We start from the raw sequence: 15,093 nt of genomic DNA, 5'->3' as shown, positions 1-15,093 counted from the left end.
AAGAGACTCGGGAGCCGGTGAAAGGTTGTACACGAAGATGGAGTCTTCGCGAAGATCGACGCGAAGAGGTTTATCCCGTCGGCCCGTCGGCCCCATCAGGCCCGTCGGTGGCGTCAGCAGCGTCGGGGCCGACGGTGGCGTCAGGGCCGTCAGTCGAACCAGCGGTCCCGTGCCAGCTCCTCCGTGCGTGAGGGATCCTCCAGCAGCGCCGCGACCTCGAAGCGCCGCGGCCACTGGCCCGCCGCCCAGGCGAGGCCCGCCGCCACCCCCTCCAGCGTCGCCGCGTGCACCATTCCGTCCGGGGTGCGCCGCCAGTCCAGCTCGACACCGCCCGCGCGGAGTTCCTCGTGCTCGACGTACACCTCGGGCGTGCCCGCGCCGAGCAGGACACGGACCGGCTCCGGGACCGTGTGCTCCTCCCCTTCGGAGGTCACCTCCGCCGTGAGCGTCTCGCTCAGCCGCCGCACCTGGAGCAGTTCGGCCAGCTCCGCGAAGCGTGCCGGTGACACCGGCAGCAGGGGCATCCCGTCCGACAGCGGCAGCAGATCGGGGGCGTCGGCGATCACCGCGTCCGCCGCGTCGACCACGCGTACCTCGCCGTCCACGACGGCGCGCAGCTCGTCCGGCAGCGTCACCTGGTCCGGGTCGAGATCGGCGAGGGCCGTGTAGAGGGCGTGCAACTGCCGCGGGGTGACCTCACGGTCCGGGTCGGCGAGCCGGGCGAGCAGCTCCGCCGCGCCCCCGGGCTCGTCGAGCAGCGCCGCGACCGAGGTCCGTACCCCCAGCGCCCGCAGCACCTGCGCGTCGTCGAAGCCGGTCGCGTCCACCGCGTCGTACAGCCCGGCCAGCAGCGGATCGCCGCCCTCGGCGCGCAGTCCGGCCGGGCGCCGCCCGTCGAGCACGGGATGGTCGCGCAGCCACCAGGCGGTGTACGACCGTACGGTCTCCGTCGTGCCGTCGGGCAGCAGGATCCGCACGGACTGGGTCAGCGCGTCCCGCAGCGGCGGCCGTGCCAGCATTGCCAGCGCCCGGGGCCACGCGTCGTCGTCCACCAGGTCCAGGTCCCGCACGGCCACGATCTCCGTGGCGACGGGCGGTACGGGCGTCTCGGGCAGCCGGTCGAGCACGTCCTCGCACCAGACGTCCACCGCGTCCAGCAGGCCCGCGTCGTCGGGTTCGGCGAAGTCCCCGTCGCGGGGCTCCAGTTCGTCCGGGTCGAGGACGACATCCGTGGCGCGTACGAGCGCGAAGCCGGCCAGGACACCGCAGGCGGCGAGGGGCTGTTCGCCCCAGCGCTCGGCCAGCTCGGCGTCGCAGAAGGCGAGTTCGCCCTCGCGCAGCACGTCGGCGAACGGGCTTCCCGGCAGGACCAGTTCACCGGCGGGCGCCAGTTCGCCGTCCTCGTCGGTCAGGGCGAGCGCGCCGAGCCACGGTTCGTCGCCCGCCTCCAGTCCGGCGTCCCGTACGAGACCGAGCACGATCTCGGCCAGTTCCTCCGCGTCCGGGGTGGCGGCGTCCCCGAGGTCCGCGTCCCAGACCTCGCCCGCGTCCAGCGAGGCGGCGACGGCCGCGCGGACCTGATGGGTCGTCAGCACCGCGCGGGGGGTGGCGGGCAGGGCGCCCAGCTTCTCCAGCAGGGGGTGGGCGGCCTCGGGGTGGGCGACCTTCAGACCCAGCCGGGCGAGGTCGGCGGCGGCCTCGGCGTCGGGCAGCGGCAGCAGGACCTGGCGCGGCCCGATGGTCGTACGGCCGTCGGCCAGCGGCACCGGCAGTCCGGACAGCCGCTCGGGGTCGACGCCCGCGAGCGACTCGTACAGCCGCCACCACCACGCGGCCGGCCGCTCGACACCCGCGATCCGCTCGATGGCGTCGCCGAGCGGCAGCCGGCCGACGCCCAGTGTGCGCAGCTCCGTGCGGCGTTCGAACCCGGCGGGCAGGAGGGTCGGCAGCACCTCCGCCAGCACGCGTACGGTGTCGGCGCCCGCGCCCTCGACGACCTCGGCCTCGAAGGGCCGCAGCGCGAGGGGCCGTTCCATCGCCCCACCGCCCGGCACCTGACCCGGCTCCTGATCCAACGCCCGGTCCAACTCGCGGTCCAACTCGCGGTCAAGCGCCCGGTCCGGCGCCCGACGCGGCGCCTCGCCCGGCGCCTCGTCCGCGTCCGACGGGGTGGCGGGGGCGGCGGGGGCGAGGAAGGCGACCCGGGGCAGCCGCTCCAGGATCGCGGCCCGCAGCCGGCCGTCCAGCTCGCCCTTGCCGAGGGGTCCCGGCACCAGGTCGATGGTGCCGGTGGAGACGGGCTCCCAGCCGCCGAGCAGTTCGGCGTACGCGTCGGCCGCCTTCTCCACGAGGAAGTCGGTGAGCGGCCCCGGCGCGGGGTGCCGCCGGGTGGTGTCCAGCGGCAGCGAGGCGATCAGCAGCGCGGGCACACCGAGGGGCTCGTCCGTGGGGGTCGGGGCGTGCACGACGGGCGCGGTGAGGGGCCGGACCGGAGAGCCCTCGTCGTCCACGGGAACGGCCCAGGTGACCGACCAGTGCGGGCGCAGCCGTTCCTCCAGGGGCCGCCCTTCGAGGAGTTCGGGCGCGGTGGGGCCGTGCCGGCCGACAACACGCCAGCGGTTCCTGGCCCCGCCGTCCTCGACGGCGACGTACGGCCCGTCCTGCGAGCGGCGCAGCACCCGCTCCCCGTCCGGGGTCTCGACGGCGATCTCGGTGAGGCCGCCGAGGGTCAGCAGCAGGGCGTCGTCGACCCCGGCGAGCAGCCGCTCCACCAGATCGGCCGCGACGCCGTCGCGCAGCGGCAGGATGACGACGGTGTCGTACCCCTCGGGCGCCGTGCCCTCGGCAGGCAGGGGCAGCCGCAGCAGCGGCACATGGCCTTCACGGCGGCGCAGTTCGTCCCCGAGGCCGGGACTGGCCACGGCGGCCTGCCCGGCCAGCTCACGGGCCTCGGACAGCGACCAGCGCACACCGCCGTGCCGTCCGATGACGGCCGGCTCGTCGCTGACGGCGAGCACGGCGGCGAATCCGACACCGAACCGTCCGACGGCGGCCTCGTGCCCCTCGCGCTTGGCGGAGGCGCGCAGGGTGCTGAGCGACTCGACACCGGCGGCGTCGAGGGGCGCACCGGTGTTGGCGGCCACCAGCACGGCGGGGCTCTCGGCGGTCCCGGGCCGCAGGGTCAGCCGGAACCGTCCCGCCACCCCGGCACGGGCGGCGGCGTCGGCCGCGTTCTGGGCCAGCTCGACCACGAGCCGGTCGCGGTAGCCGCCGAGCGCGAGATCCTCCTCGGCGTTGGCGTCCTCCCGGAACCGCGCGGGGCTGGCCCCCCACGCGTCGAGCACCCCCCGCCGCAGCCGCGCCGTTCCGAACGGGTCGGCCCCCTCGGTCGTCCTGACGCTCACGCTGTGACTCCACTCTGTTTCCGACTGCGGCCCGCCATCCCCGTGCGGCCGAAGGTACCGCGTACACCCCCGTGAACGGGTGCGGGGTCACCGTCCGGCGGGGGGCCGCACCCGAGCACGGGCCCGGACCGAGGCCGGACGTCAGCTCCGCTCCGGCCGGACGTCAGCTCCGCTCCGGCCTGACATCAGCTCCGCTCCGGCGGTGGCCGATCACGGCGCACGCCGGCACGCTCCCCGGCTATTCCCACCCAGAACCGTATTGACGAGAATTCGCCACCTGATCGGGTGAACCTCGTATTCGGGTGAGACGCGGAGATGAGCGGAGATGAAACGACTCTTCCGAAGGACGGCAACGCACCGGAGGAAACGGGAATTCACCGGCGATCACCGACCGTGAGGGCGGCCGTCTTGATCCGATATCCCGACCCCGGGATGCTCGATTTCGCCCCGGCCATTGAACCGGCGATGGCGCCGGGCGAATGGGGGCGAGGAAAGGAATGAGATGAAGATTCTCAGGCCTCTGGGCGTGATCGCGGCCGGCGCGATGCTCGCCCTCGGGGTGGGCAGGGGGATGGCACCCACGGCCCACTCCGCCGACGCCCCCAGCGTGGCGGGATACTCGGCCGCGGATCTCGCCACGGGCCGGACGACGAGCGGCACCGCGGCCGCGGTGTCCGGGCACGGGAGAGAGGTGCCCCCTCAGGAGGTCTCACTGGGCTGCTGGGACCCGTATTTCTCGGGTTCCACGTTCGCCCTCTCCTGTTCCGGAAACCGCTACTACGTGTACGTCGACTGCTCGAACGGTTATCGGTACGTGGTCGGCCCGCTGGCCGGGGCCAAGCGCGTCACGCTCACCTGTCCGGGCGGCTACCGCGCATTGCGAGGTGGTGGATACGGGAGCTGATTTCACCGCGACGTCATTCACGGGTGTTTGACCATTCGCCCCGCCGGAATCAATCCGGTGGGGCGAATCGGTATTCCTTCTCCTGCGAGCGGGCCGGGCCTTGTCCTACGAGGTCCTACGAGGTCCTACGAGTGGCCCAGGTCTTCCGTCTCGTCCTCGGGCTCCGTCGGCACCGAGCCGCTGTCCGGGGACGGCCGCAGCGGGAAGCTGTCGGTGGCCATCGAATCCAGCACCGGCGGCGCCGGACGCAGCGGCTTGGGCATCACGGCCGCCTCCGAGTGGCCGCCGCAGCCGTACGCCAGGGAGACGACATGGCCGTCCGCCGGGGAGAACTCGTTCGCGCAGACGCCGAAGGCCTGCCGCAGCGAGCCCGCCAGGGGCAGCAGGAAGCCGCAGGAGACACAGGGCGCGGGCGCCGCCTGGGCCATGGGGGTCTTCGCGCCGAACGCCTCGTCCCAGCGGTCGGCCGCCACATGCAGCCCGTACCGCGACAGCACCCGTGCCCGGCGCATGCCCAGTTCCTCGGCGACCGAGGCGATCGTTCCCCGCGCGGGTACGGGCGAGGTGCCCGCCGCGCCCTCGTCGGGACCGGCGCTCAGATCCTCCGCCGGCTCCGCGTCCTCGGCCTCCACGAGGTCCGCGAGGTTCTGCGGGGTGACCGCGTCCGGGGCCAGCACCGAGTTCGGCGGGGGCGCGTCCTCGCCGGAGTAGCCGGGCTCCAGCCGCAGATCCTCCGCCTCCGTGGGCAGCAGATCTCCGGGGCCCATGTCGCCGGGCCTGAGCCGCTCGCTCCAGGGCACCCACTCCGGGGCCAGCAGGGCGTCGGGACCCGGCAGCAGCACCGTTTCGTCCAGCGTGACGACCTTGGCGCGGGAGGCCCGCGCGACCGTCACCGCCCAGCGCCAGCCCCGGTACCCCGGCTCCTTGCACTCGAAGAAGTGGGTGACGACCCGGTCCCCCTCCGCCACCGCCGAGACATGCTCCCCGACGACGCCGGGCGCGGCCGCCTCCTCGGCGGCCTCCCTGGCGAGGTCTACCGCCTCGACGCACAGGCGGTCAGGGGTACGGCTTCGCGTCGTCGCAGCACTCACAGGTCTCGCTTCTCTCCTACGCCGTATCACGGGTGCGCCGGCCGATTCGCGATGTACGAGCCGTGGGCGGAGCGGACCAGAGGGCCGCATCGACGTCCACGCCCGACCTCTCCTCGGGCACACCTACCGTCATCCATTCTGCGGGATGCCGAAGAGGCGCGCGGCCGAGAACAACCGCCGGTGGCGCGCTACGCACGCTACCCCCTCCGCCGCCCCCCGCCCACCTGCACGCCGCCTTTCCCGTACTTCGGGCAACACCGCAACAAGCCCGTGACCCTGCGGGGCCCCGTCCGTCCTCCGTCCAGGAGCCGCCGGGAACCGGCCCGGTACCGGCCGCAAGCACCCCGGAACCGCTCCCGCACCGGCCCCGCGACCGGCCACGCGACCGGCCACGCGGCGGCCCGGCGGACCGCGGAGGGGAGGCGGACCGCCGTCGGGCGCCCCCCGGGCAGCCACCGGAAGGACGTCCCGCCGGGCCCTGCGGACCGGTCCCGCCGCGGTGAGGCCGGCCCCCGATATGCCCGAACGGACATCCGGACATGTCCCTCACGTGAGCCTCGGAAGTCTCTCCGTACCCCATGGGCACCGGGGCGCCGATGACCTGATCCCGCCCCTCCGCCGGAGAGCGGATACTCCCCGGCGTTCACCGGTGAACCCCTGGGGTGCGGCCGCCGTGCCCGCGCCGGTGGCGCCCGCCGTGCCCTCGCCGGTGCGTCCGCCGTGCCCTCGCCGTGCCCTCGCCGTGCCCTCGCCGTGCCCTCGCCGTGCCCTCGCCGTGCCCTCGCCGGTGCGTCCGCCGGTGAACGCCGCCCCACCCGTCGGTGACCGCGCCCCGGCTCGTCCTTCATGGCACCGTCACGGCCCCGTCATGCCCGGGATCGGTTCGCACCAGGGACCCTTGGGGCACTATGACGGGGTGGCAGCCGCGAGGTCGTCCGACGACGCAGCCGGCCCGCTCCGCAGGACCGGGCGGGCCATCGGTCGTGCCGTACGCCTGCCGCTCACCGGCACCGCCAAGATCATCCGCAAGGCCACACACGCGCACGGCGCCGGTGAGTCCGGGCTCGGCAAGCTGATCGAGCTGCACGCGGTGAACGGCGCGGGCGATGTGATGATCACCGTCGCGCTCGCCTCGACCGTCTTCTTCTCCGTCCCCACCGACGAGGCCCGGGGCCGCGTCGCGCTCTATCTCGCCATCACCATGGCGCCCTTCACCCTGCTCGCCCCGGTGATCGGCCCGCTCCTCGACCGTCTTCCGCACGGCCGCCGCGCCGCCATGGCCTGCGCCATGTTCACCCGGGCCGCGCTCGCGATCCTCATGTCGGCCGCCGTCATCACCGGCAGTCTGGAGCTGTATCCGGCGGCGCTCGGGGTGCTCGTCGCGTCGAAGGCGTACGGGGTGATCCGCAGCGCGGTCGTGCCCCGGCTGCTGCCCCCGGGTTTCTCGCTGGTACGGGCCAACTCCCGGGTCACCCTCGCCGGACTGCTCGCCACCGGGGTCGCCGCCCCGATCGGCGCGGGGCTGCACCAGATCGGCCCCCGCTGGCCGCTCTACGGCGCATGTCTGGTCTTCCTCGGCGGAACGTTCCTGGCGTTCTCGCTGCCGCACAAGGTGGACTCGGCGAAGGGCGAGCGCAAGGCCCGGCTGGTCAAGCACGGTGAGAAGCGGCCCAGTCTCCGTACGGTCGGCCCCTCGGTCCTGCACGGTCTCCAGGCGAACGCGTCCCATCGCGCGCTCTCCGGCTTTCTGATCTTCTTCCTCGCCTTCCTGCTGCGCGAGCATCCCCTCCCGGGCCAGAGCGCGGCCGTCTCCCTGGGGATCGTGGGCGTCGCGGCCGGGGCGGGCAACGCCCTGGGCACCGCGGTCGGGGCCTGGCTCAAGGCGCGCGGCCCCGAGCTGATCATCGCCACGATGCTGGGCATCGCCCTCACCACGGCGGTCCTCGCGGCGCTGTTCTTCGGCGGTCCGCTGATGGCGCTGCTCTGCGCGGTCGCGGGTCTCTGCCAGGCGCTGTCGAAGCTGTCCCTGGACGCGGTGATCCAGCGGGACGTCCCCGAGCAGGTGAGGACCTCGGCCTTCGCGCGCTCCGAGACGCTGCTCCAGATGTCCTGGGTGGTGGGCGGCGCCATCGGGATCGCGCTGCCGCTCAACGGGGTGCTGGGCATGTCCGTCGCCGCCGCCATCATCGGGGTCGGGGCGCTCGCCGCCGCGCGGGGGCTGCTGACCGTCGCCCGACGCGGCACCCCGCACCCCCGCGTGGCATGACCCCGCCCGGCCCGCGCCCGTGTCCGCCCCGCCCGCACCCGCCCGGCCCGCGCGTGCCCGCCCCGCCCGCACCCGCCCGGCGCGAGCCCCTGCCCGCCCTGCCCGCGTGCGCGTGCCCGCCCGTGCGACCACGCGGCTCGCCGCACCCCCGCGCCGCCCGCGCCGGTACGACCGATAGCCTTCGCCCCATGACCGTTGCGTTCTTCTCTGGTAGGGCCCGCAGGGCCGGCGTCGCCCTCGGTGCTGTGTCCGCCGGACTCCTCGTCCTCGCCGCCTGTGACAAGCCGACGCCGCTCGCGACCGTGACGGTCGGCGGCGACTCGGTGAACACCGAGGCCGCCTGCTACAACGACGGCGGGGCGATCAAGCAGACCGAGATCCAGTCCTGCCTCAACAAGAAGGCGGAGACGACCGTCGAGGTCGCCATGGACGACCAGGTCCACTTCGGTGTCGACCCGGCGATCGCCGAGCACGGCTGGACGCTCTTCATCGACGGTCAGCAGGCCGAGCAGGAGCCGTACAAGAAGACGTACCGTACGATCCCCGGCAGCGCGTTCTTCTCCAGCCAGACCGGCGAACCCACGAACTCCACCCAGGTCAGCATCGTGGAGACCAGCGGCAAGGAACTGACCGGCATCTGGCAGTTCGAGTTCAAGAAGACGTCCTGACCCCACCGCGCCCTGGAGGGCCCCGCCATGCGTGTACTTGTCGTAACGGCGGTGTCGGCGGAGGCGGACTCCGTCGCCGCGGGACTCGACCGGTTCGCCGGCAGCGGTGTCCGTGAACTGACCGGCGGCTACGCGATCGCGGGCCACGCCCAGTACACGCCCCGCCCCGGATCCGTGCAGATACCGGTGGTGGACGTGCTGGCCAGCGGGGTCGGACCGACGGCGGCGGCCGTGGCCACGGCGACGGCGCTGGCGGCCTCCCCGTACGACCCTCCGTACCATCTCGTCATCTCGGCCGGTATCGGCGGCGGGTTCCGCCATCGCGCCCCGGTGGGTTCGCTCGTCGTGGCGGACACGATCGTCGCGGCCGACCTCGGTGCAGAGACGCCCGACGGCTATCTGCCCGTCGACGAACTGGGCTTCGGCCGCAGCGTCCACCGGCCCCCCGCCGAGCTGACGGCCCGTCTGGCCAAGGTGCTGGACACCGCTCCGGGCGGCACCGTCCTCGCACCGGTCCTGACCGTCTCCACCACGACCGGCACGGCGGCCCGTACGGCCGAGCTGACCGCACGCCATCCGCTCGCCGCGGCCGAGGCCATGGAGGGCTTCGGGGTCGCGGAGGCCGCCGCCGTCCACTCCGTACCGTGCGTCGAGATCCGCGCGGTCTCCAACGCCGTGGGACCGCGCGACCGCTCCTCCTGGGAGATCGGCCGGGCCCTGGAAGCGCTGCGGTACGCGTTCACGCTGCTCACCCCCGTCTTCGAGGAGCCGTCATGACCGTGACGCCGCTGCGGATCGCCTACTCCCCCTGCCCGAACGACACCTTCGTCTTCGAGGCCTGGGCCCATGGCCGGGTGACCGGCGCCCCGGACCTCGATGTCACCTTCGCGGACATCGACATCACCAACGGGATGGCGGAGCGCGGCGAGTTGGACGTGCTCAAGGTCTCGTACGCCGTGCTGCCCTGGGTCCTGGACGAGTACACACTGCTGCCGTGCGGCGGCGCGCTGGGGCGGGGCTGCGGTCCGCTCGTGCTGACCCGGGAGCCGGGCACGGATCTGACCGGCAGGACCATCGCCGTACCGAGCGAGCGCTCCACGGCCTATCTGCTCTTCCGGCTGTGGGCGGCGGAGGTCGTGCCGGGCGGGGTGGGCGAGGTGGTCGTCCTGCCGTTCCACGAGATCATGCCGGCGGTGCGCGACGGCAAGGTGGACGCCGGACTCGTCATCCACGAGGCACGTTTCACCTATCAGGACTACGGTCTGCACTGCCTCGCCGACATGGGCGAGCACTGGGAGTCCACGACGGGCCTGCCGATCCCGCTGGGAGCCATCATCGCGAAGCGCTCGCTGGGCACCGAGACGCTCCAGCTCCTGGCCGAGTCGGTGCGCAGGTCGGTCCGGATGGCCTGGGACGACCCGGAGACCTCACGCCCGTATGTCCTGGCGCACTCCCAGGAGATGGACCCGGCGGTGGCGGACCAGCACATCGGGCTGTACGTCAACGAGTTCACCGCGAACCTGGGCGACGACGGTTACGCGGCGGTCCGCGGGCTGCTCACCCGCGCCGCGGCCGAGGGACTGGTACCGCCCCTCGGCCGGGACGCGTTGCGTTTCGTCTGACCCGATCCGGGATCGGGGATCCGCGGTGGTCCCGCGCGCCGGACATCACACGGCACACGGCACGCGGCGCTGTCACACCGCACGGCCCGCCGGCCGGTGTCCCTTACGCGTTGTCCCTCACACGTCCAACTGGTCCGCGACCGCCCGCAGCAGGCCCGCGATCTTCGCGCCATGGACCTTGTCGGGGTAGCGGCCACGCTCCAGCATCGGTGTGATGTTCTCCAGCAGGGTCGTCAGATCCTGGACGATCGAGGCCAGTTCGTCGGGCTTGCGGCGCTGGGCCGCCGCGACCGAGGGCGTCGGGTCGAGGACCGTCACCGAAAGCGCCTGGTCGCCGCGCTGTCCCGCGACGACACCGAACTCCACGCGCTGGCCTGGCTTGAGTGCGTCGACTCCGGCAGGGAGGACCGACGAGTGCACGAAGACGTCGCCGCCGTCGTCGCGGGAGAGAAAGCCGAAGCCCTTCTCGCTGTTGAACCACTTGACCTTGCCGGTAGGCACGTCTGTCCTCGTCCTCGTACTCGTTGGGGCGCTGGCGCGCACAAAAACGGCTCTGGATAGCACTACAGCGGGTCCACCGACCCGCCACCCCCAAGGCTAATGGTCCAGGGGCTGGTGACAAGACGTCGCCGGATGGTTCCTGTCCGCTGCTGTCCGGTGGGAACTACCCTGGTGGCGTGACTGCTACTCCTTCCCCCCGGACCACGGACGAGGCCGGACCCGGCGACGGGCTGGTCCGTATCGGCGCGATCGTTTTCATCGTCGGCGCGATCGCGACACTGATCACCGTGGCGCCGTTGTTCCTCGGGACCGACCCGTTCCCGTCCGTCGCCTATGCCGTCTGCATGCTGATGGGGGTGGGCTTCCTGATCGCGGGCGCGGGGGTGCTGCGGTCGATCGCGGCCCAGCGCCGCCACGCCCGGTCGCGGGCCGACGCGGTCTCCTAGACCCGGCGCGGTCTCCTGGGCCCGGCGCGGTCTCCTGGGCCCTGGCCGGTATCTGGCCGGTACTTCGCCCCTGACCGGGCCTCGGTTCCGGCCGGTTCTAGGCCCGGTCCGGCACCAGGGGCGTGTAGCTCTCCAGCCAGGCCGGGAACGCCGTCAGGTCCGGCAGGATCACATCCGCCCCGGCCGCCCGCAGTTCGTCCGCGCCGCACGGGCCAGTCGGTACGGCGACGGAGAGCGCCCGCGCCGTACGCGCTCCCCGCACATCGCCGATGTGGTCGCCCACGTACACCGTCGCACCGTGCTCACGCAGCGCCTCGGCCTTGGCCTCCGCCCACAGCCAGCCGACCACCTCGTCCGGCTCGATACCGAGGTGGCTCAGATGCAGCTTGGCGTTCGGCTCGTGCTTGGCGGTGACGACGATCGCCCGGCCGCCCCGCGCCTGTACGGCCGCGACGGCCTCCCGGGCCCCGGGCATCGCGGGTGTCGGAGCGATCGCGAATGTGGGATAGATCTCCCGGTAACGGTCGCCCATCGCCTCGATCCGGTCCTCGGGGAACCAGTGCGCCAGCTCCTGCTCCAGCGGCGGCCCGAGCCGGGTGATCGCGAGATCGGCGTCGATCGGCACCCCGGTCTCGGCGGAAAGTGCCAGGTAGACGGCGCGAATACCGGGGCGGGAGTCGATGAGGGTCATATCGAGGTCGAAGCCGACCGTGGGCGCGGGCCGAGCCGTGGAGGAAGCCATGGCATCCATTGTGCCCAGGAGGCCCCGGCCTGGATCGGCCCCAGGACAGTGGCTTGATACGGACGCTTAGACTTAGGCAAGCCTCACCAGACTCCGCCGGGCCGTGCCGTGCCCCGCCGGGGCCGTCCCCTGTCCCGCCCGCCTGTCCCGCCCGCCTGTCGCACCCGTTCCGATTGGTCCCGATGTCAGCCGCCGCCCCGCCGATCCCCAGCACCCGACGTGCCCTGGTGACCCGCCGTATCGGCTGGACGGCGGCAGCCGTCGTGGCCGTGCTGCTCGCGGTCCTGCTGAGCCTCGCCGTCGGCGCCCGTGCCGTCCCGCCCTCCGCGGTCCTCGACGCGCTGCTCCACGGAGGGCGCGGCGACGACGCCGAGGTCATCCGCCAACTGCGCGTGCCGCGCACCCTGATCGGGCTGATGGTCGGGGCCTCGCTCGCCCTCGCCGGCACCGTCCTCCAGGGCATCACCCGCAATCCGATCGCCGACCCCGGCATCCTCGGCATCAGCCAGGGCGCCTCCGTCGGTGTCGTGCTGGCCATCGCCTTCGCCGGGGTGCACACGCTCAACGGTTATGTCTGGTACGCGTTCGCGGGCGCGGGTCTCGCCTCGGTGGCGGTGTACGCGGTCGCCTCCAGCGGACGCGGCGGCGCGACCCCCGTCAAACTCGCCCTGGGTGGCGCCGCGATCAACGCGCTGCTCGTCTCGGTGACGACGGGGGTGCTGACCACCGACGCGGCGGCGCTGGACGAGTTCCGCTTCTGGCAGGTCGGTTCGATCGCGGGCCGGGACGCCGAAGTGGCGGGCCAGGTCTGGCCGTTCCTGCTGATCGGTACCGTGCTGGTGGTCTCCGTGGCACGCGGTCTCGACGCGCTGGCGCTCGGCGAGGACGTGGCGAAGGGGCTGGGCCAGAACGTGGCGGCCGTACGGGTGCTGGGCGGCCTCGGCGCGACCGTACTCACCGGTGTGGGGGTCGCGGCGGCGGGACCGATCGCCTTCGTGGGCCTCGCCGTTCCGCATATCGCCCGCGCCGTCGTCGGCACCGACCACCGCTGGGTGCTTCCGATGGCCGCGCTGATCGGGCCCGTGATGCTGCTGGTCTCCGATGTGATCGGCCGGATCGTCTTCCCGCCGAGCGAGGTTCCCGCCGGTGTGATGACCGCGCTCATCGGGGTGCCGTTCCTCGTCGCTCTCGTCCGCAGGAAGGCGGTGCCGGCATGACGACCGCCGCGTCGAGGAAGACGAAGAAGTCGAAAGAGACGAGGGCCCCCGGGCCCGGCGGCACCTCCGGCAGCACGTCCGGCGGCACCTCCGGCCGTGGCGACGGAATGCGGCCGACGGGGTACACCCGGCTGCGGATCGGACGCGGCTCGTTCCTGCTGCACCGGCGCGCGGCGGCGGTGGCCGGCGCGCTCGCCGTCGCGCTGGCGGCCGTGTGCGTGGTGTATCTGAGTGTCGGTGAGACCGTCGTACCGCCCTCCGAGGTGGTGAAGGTGCTGCTCGGGCGGCCGTCGTCGGACGAACTGGTCGTCGGCACCCTGCGGCTGCCACGCATGGTGGCCGGGCTGTACGTGGGGCTCGCGTTCGGGATCGCGGGCGCGCTGATCCAGACCGTCGCCCGCAATCCGCTGGCCAGTCCCGACATCATCGGTATCAGCCAGGGCGCGAGCGCGCTCACGGTCGGCGCGATGACCTTCGGTGTCACCTCGTTCACCGTGCTGCCGTATCTCTCCGTCGCCGGCGGGATCCTGGCGGCGGCGCTGGTCTACCTGTTCGCCTGGCGCGGCGGACTGCACGCGACCCGGTTCGTGCTGATCGGGATCGGCTTCGCGATCGCGCTGCGCTCCGTCACCACGCTCTTCCTGACCAAGGGCGACTATCTGGTCGCCCAGCAGGCGCAGGTGTGGATGACGGGCTCGCTCAACGGCCGGGGCTGGGACGAGGCCACGCCGCTCGGCGGAGTGCTGCTGGTGCTGCTGCCGGCGGTGCTGTGGGCGGCGTACGCGCAGCGCACGGTGTCGATGGACGACGACACGGCCACCGCCCTGGGCGTACGGCTCGGACGCGTACGGCTGGGTCTGGTGCTGCTCGGTGTGGTGCTGGCGTCGGTCGCCACGGGAGCGGCGGGCCCGGTGGACTTCGTGGCGCTGCTGGCCCCGCAGATCGCCCGGCGCATGACCCGTACCGCGCAGATCCCGCTGCTGTGTTCGGCGCTGATGGGCGCGGTGATCGTCGTACTCGCCGATCTGCTGGCCCGCAAGCTGCTGGCGCCGACCGAGCTGCCGGTGGGCGTGCTGACGGCGGCGGTGGGCGCGCCGTATCTGATCTGGCTGATCGTCAGGAGCCGTACTGCGGGAGCAGGCGCGGGAGCAGGAGCGGGGGGCAGGGCATGAGCAGGAGCAGGAGGCAGGGCATGAGCAGGCTGACGGCCCGCGGGCTGACGCTCGCGTACGAGGACCGCACGGTCGTGCACGAGCTGGAACTGGCCGTCCCCGACGGGCGGGTGACCGTGATCGTCGGCCCGAACGCCTGCGGCAAGTCGACGACGCTGCGCGCGCTGGGGCGGCTGCTGAGACCCCGGGGCGGTTCGGTGCTGCTGGACGGCGAGGAGCTGGCGAAGATCCCGACGCGGCGCATCGCCCGGTCGATCGGTCTGCTGCCGCAGTCCCCGGTGGCGCCGGAGGCGATCACGGTCGCGGACCTGGTCTCGCGCGGACGCCAGCCGCACCAGCACTGGTGGCAGCAGTGGTCGGACGAGGACGAGCGCGCGGTGACGGAGGCGATGGAGCGTACGGCGGTGACCGCGCTCGCCGACCGGCCGGTGGACGAACTCTCGGGCGGCCAGCGCCAGCGCGTGTGGATCGCGATGGCCCTGGCCCAGGAGACCGATCTGCTGCTGCTGGACGAACCGACGACCTTCCTGGACATCGCGCACCAGGTGGAGGTCCTCGACCTGGTGCGCCGTCTCAACCATGAGCAGGGGCGTACGGTCGTGATCGTCCTGCACGATCTCAACCAGGCGGCCCGTTACGCCGACCATCTCGTCGCGATGAAGTCGGGCCGTATCGTCGCGGAGGGCCGCCCCGGGGACGTGGTGACGGCCGATCTGGTACGGGAGGTCTTCGGGCTCTCCGCCGTCGTGATCCCGGACCCGGTGACGGGCTCGCCCCTGGTGATCCCGGGAGCGCCGTTCCAACCGGACGCGGCGGGGGCGTAGGCGGGGACGGGGGCGTAGGGGGGCGGGGCGTAGGGGGGCGGGGCGTAGGGGGGCGGTTGGTCGCGTGGCTGGGGTGGATCGCCATCTGCGGGTCAGGGCTGAGGGGTTCGGGGTGGGCCGGATGGTTCGGTGTCGGGTGGGGGGCCGCCCCTCTGGCTCTGAGTTTCGCGGCGCCCGGGGGGGGGGGAAAGGGGCCCCAGCGGAGGCGCGCGGCGCGCAGAACACACCTCACACCT

At 73.2% G+C, this 15,093-nt stretch carries 13 protein-coding genes; 9 read left to right on the top strand and 4 right to left on the bottom strand.

All coding sequences use genetic code 11. The features are described from left to right. Window positions 1–149 precede the first annotated feature (149 nt). Window positions 150–3,404, bottom strand: a complete 3,255-nt coding sequence (locus tag ACFYYH_RS29440) for a sacsin N-terminal ATP-binding-like domain-containing protein (RefSeq protein WP_388557226.1) — start codon at window positions 3,402–3,404, stop codon at window positions 150–152. Window positions 3,405–3,906: 502 nt separating this feature from the next. On the opposite strand from ACFYYH_RS29440, the gene ACFYYH_RS29435 reads away from it, so the two are divergent. Further along, window positions 3,907–4,308 (top strand): hypothetical protein, encoded by a 402-nt coding sequence (locus ACFYYH_RS29435; protein ID WP_388557224.1) that lies wholly within the window; start codon window positions 3,907–3,909, stop codon window positions 4,306–4,308. A 125-nt stretch (window positions 4,309–4,433) separates the two neighbouring features. Here ACFYYH_RS29435 and ACFYYH_RS29430 read toward each other — a convergent pair whose 3' ends face one another. Then, window positions 4,434–5,399 (bottom strand): DUF3027 domain-containing protein, encoded by a 966-nt coding sequence (locus ACFYYH_RS29430; protein WP_388557222.1) that lies wholly within the window; start codon window positions 5,397–5,399, stop codon window positions 4,434–4,436. Window positions 5,400–6,267: 868 nt separating this feature from the next. On the opposite strand from ACFYYH_RS29430, the gene ACFYYH_RS29425 reads away from it, so the two are divergent. The 4 genes from ACFYYH_RS29425 to ACFYYH_RS29410 all read left to right on the top strand — a co-directional run bounded on the left by ACFYYH_RS29425 (window position 6,268) and on the right by ACFYYH_RS29410 (window position 9,955). Beyond that, window positions 6,268–7,665, top strand: a complete 1,398-nt coding sequence (locus ACFYYH_RS29425) for an MFS transporter (RefSeq protein ID WP_388557221.1) — start codon at window positions 6,268–6,270, stop codon at window positions 7,663–7,665. Window positions 7,666–7,853: 188 nt separating this feature from the next. After that, the gene (locus ACFYYH_RS29420) at window positions 7,854–8,333 is read left to right on the top strand and encodes a DUF2771 domain-containing protein (RefSeq protein ID WP_388557218.1); all 480 of its coding nucleotides are present in this window, start codon (window positions 7,854–7,856) and stop codon (window positions 8,331–8,333) included. A gap of 27 nt (window positions 8,334–8,360) precedes the next feature. Continuing rightward, window positions 8,361–9,110 carry a futalosine hydrolase gene (locus ACFYYH_RS29415; protein ID WP_388557216.1) on the top strand — a complete coding sequence of 250 codons (750 nt, stop codon included), beginning with the start codon at window positions 8,361–8,363 and terminating at the stop codon, window positions 9,108–9,110. Next, entirely contained in the window at window positions 9,107–9,955 is an 849-nt protein-coding gene (locus ACFYYH_RS29410) for a 1,4-dihydroxy-6-naphthoate synthase (RefSeq protein ID WP_388557213.1), read from the top strand. The genes ACFYYH_RS29415 and ACFYYH_RS29410 overlap by 4 nt, the downstream gene beginning before the upstream one ends. Window positions 9,956–10,072: 117 nt before the next feature. Here the strand turns inward: ACFYYH_RS29410 and ACFYYH_RS29405 are convergent, their stop codons facing one another. Beyond that, window positions 10,073–10,456: a cold-shock protein gene (locus ACFYYH_RS29405; protein ID WP_046507938.1), complete on the bottom strand. Its 384-nt coding sequence runs from the start codon at window positions 10,454–10,456 to the stop codon at window positions 10,073–10,075. A gap of 176 nt (window positions 10,457–10,632) precedes the next feature. Here ACFYYH_RS29405 and ACFYYH_RS29400 point away from each other — a divergent pair, with 176 nt between their 5' ends. Beyond that, window positions 10,633–10,902: a hypothetical protein gene (locus ACFYYH_RS29400; RefSeq protein ID WP_388557210.1), complete on the top strand. Its 270-nt coding sequence runs from the start codon at window positions 10,633–10,635 to the stop codon at window positions 10,900–10,902. Between the two features lie 97 nt (window positions 10,903–10,999). On the opposite strand, the gene ACFYYH_RS29395 is transcribed toward ACFYYH_RS29400, so the two are convergent. Further along, complete coding sequence (locus tag ACFYYH_RS29395) at window positions 11,000–11,653, bottom strand: HAD family hydrolase (protein ID WP_388557207.1); 654 nt, start codon at window positions 11,651–11,653, stop codon at window positions 11,000–11,002. Between the two features lie 173 nt (window positions 11,654–11,826). On the opposite strand from ACFYYH_RS29395, the gene ACFYYH_RS29390 reads away from it, so the two are divergent. From ACFYYH_RS29390 to ACFYYH_RS29380, 3 genes are all read left to right on the top strand, one after another. Continuing rightward, window positions 11,827–12,861: a FecCD family ABC transporter permease gene (locus ACFYYH_RS29390; RefSeq protein WP_388557204.1), complete on the top strand. Its 1,035-nt coding sequence runs from the start codon at window positions 11,827–11,829 to the stop codon at window positions 12,859–12,861. Window positions 12,862–12,968: 107 nt separating this feature from the next. After that, window positions 12,969–14,033 carry a FecCD family ABC transporter permease gene (locus ACFYYH_RS29385; RefSeq protein WP_388557489.1) on the top strand — a complete coding sequence of 355 codons (1,065 nt, stop codon included), beginning with the start codon at window positions 12,969–12,971 and terminating at the stop codon, window positions 14,031–14,033. A gap of 20 nt (window positions 14,034–14,053) precedes the next feature. Beyond that, entirely contained in the window at window positions 14,054–14,857 is an 804-nt protein-coding gene (locus ACFYYH_RS29380) for an ABC transporter ATP-binding protein (protein ID WP_388557201.1), read from the top strand. Window positions 14,858–15,093: the final 236 nt, after the last annotated feature.

It is taken from the genome of Streptomyces sp. NPDC002018 (genome assembly GCF_042890865.1).
GTDB lineage: Bacteria > Actinomycetota > Actinomycetes > Streptomycetales > Streptomycetaceae > Streptomyces.
This window is presented reverse-complemented; position numbering and strand designations above follow the sequence as displayed.

Coding starts and splice junctions, on each gene's coding strand:
- ACFYYH_RS29420 (WP_388557218.1), top strand. CDS start 7,854: ATGACCGTTGCGTTCTTCTCTGGTAGGGCCCGCAGGGCCGGCGTCGCC.
- ACFYYH_RS29415 (WP_388557216.1), top strand. CDS start 8,361: ATGCGTGTACTTGTCGTAACGGCGGTGTCGGCGGAGGCGGACTCCGTC.
- ACFYYH_RS29390 (WP_388557204.1), top strand. CDS start 11,827: ATGTCAGCCGCCGCCCCGCCGATCCCCAGCACCCGACGTGCCCTGGTG.
- ACFYYH_RS29410 (WP_388557213.1), top strand. CDS start 9,107: ATGACCGTGACGCCGCTGCGGATCGCCTACTCCCCCTGCCCGAACGAC.
- ACFYYH_RS29380 (WP_388557201.1), top strand. CDS start 14,054: ATGAGCAGGCTGACGGCCCGCGGGCTGACGCTCGCGTACGAGGACCGC.
- ACFYYH_RS29435 (WP_388557224.1), top strand. CDS start 3,907: ATGAAGATTCTCAGGCCTCTGGGCGTGATCGCGGCCGGCGCGATGCTC.
- ACFYYH_RS29385 (WP_388557489.1), top strand. CDS start 12,969: ATGCGGCCGACGGGGTACACCCGGCTGCGGATCGGACGCGGCTCGTTC.
- ACFYYH_RS29425 (WP_388557221.1), top strand. CDS start 6,268: ATGCCCGGGATCGGTTCGCACCAGGGACCCTTGGGGCACTATGACGGG.
- ACFYYH_RS29395 (WP_388557207.1), bottom strand. CDS start 11,653: ATGGATGCCATGGCTTCCTCCACGGCTCGGCCCGCGCCCACGGTCGGC.